This is a genomic window from Psychrobacter sp. JCM 18901 (assembly GCF_000586435.1).
Lineage (GTDB): Bacteria > Pseudomonadota > Gammaproteobacteria > Pseudomonadales > Moraxellaceae > Psychrobacter.
Map to the genome: position 1 here is coordinate 1 of NZ_BAWH01000046.1, position 1,309 is coordinate 1,309.

The following is a 1,309-nucleotide window of genomic DNA, read 5'->3' on the forward strand; positions in this document are numbered from 1 at the left end:
GAACCGCCCCGATATTGTCGGAGACTCAACATTCTGAGAGAATACGACAATGAAAAGACAAACTTATACTCCTGAGATCAAAGAACGCGCCGTTCGGATGCTGATTGAAGTGGCAGGTGACTATCCCTCTATGTGGTCAGCTATTCAAGCCATCGCCCCTAAGATTGGCTGTACGCCTGAAACCCTACGATCGTGGCATAAAAAGCACATTGATCAAACCATTCCTGCCTCAGTGCAAGCTCAAAGTGACAAAGAGCGCATCAAAGAGCTTGAACGCGAATGTCGCGAGCTTAAGCAAGCCAATGAGATTATACGTAAGGCTGCTGCTTTTTTTCGCCCAGGCGGAGCTCGGCCGCCCACCGAAATAATGACTCAGTTTATTGATGATTACAAACACCTCTATGGGGTCGAGCCAATTTGTCGAGTATTACCGATTGCCCAATCAACGTATTATCGCGCTAAAGACTTAAGCAACAACCCACACAAGCGCTCATTGCGTTGCCACCATGATGACTTCTACATCAGCGAGATCAGGCGCATCTGGCAGGATAGCAAGTGCCGCTATGGCGCTCGTAAAGTCTGGCAGCAGATGAAAGCAGACGGCATTCATGTCGCTCGTTGTACTATTGAGCGACTAATGAAGCAGCACGGTATGCAAGGGGTTTGGCGCGGTAAGAGTAAGATTACTACCAATAGTCGTGATGATCAGCTGCGGGCGAATGATTTAGTCAATCGTAACTTTAGCGCCCACCGCCCTAACCAGCTATGGGTTGCGGACTTCACTTATATCAAGACAACTAGCGGCTGGGTATACACGGCTTTTATTATTGATGTGTTTGCTCGCGCTATTGTGGGCTGGAAGGTGTCTAATCGCATGAACACCGATATGGTGATGGCAGCGCTCAATCAGGCCATTGCATACAGGAATAATCCTAAAGATGTGATTCATCATAGTGATCGCGGGGTTCAGTATTTATCCATTCGCTATACAGATAAGATGACGGACTCTGGTGTTATTGCCTCTGTTGGCACAACAGGGGATTCTTATGACAATGCCTTGGCCGAGACAGTCAATGGCCTTTACAAGTCTGAGGTGATTCATTATTTAAAGCAGAGCTGGAACGGTGTAAATGATGTTGAACTGGCAACGCTTGAATGGGTGGACTGGTTCAATAAAACACGACTGCATAGCACGATTGGTTATGTGTCGCCTTTTGAGTTTGAAAAGCGGTATTATGACAATTTAACCCTGTCAGGCATTGCTGCCTGACTCAAGTAAAACACTCTCCGATATAGTCGGGGCGGTTCA

At 47.1% G+C, this 1,309-nt stretch carries 1 protein-coding gene and 1 other annotated feature; the gene reads left to right on the forward strand.

What is annotated here, in order from left to right; translation table 11 throughout:
- Positions 1-49 precede the first annotated feature (49 nt).
- Positions 50-1,270, forward strand: coding sequence for an IS3 family transposase (locus TT11_RS16500; protein ID WP_261871193.1), 1,221 nt, complete (start codon positions 50-52; stop codon positions 1,268-1,270).
- Positions 325-442: a sequence feature (AL1L pseudoknot), on the forward strand. (Overlaps the previous gene by 118 nt.)
- Positions 1,271-1,309 lie beyond the last annotated feature (39 nt).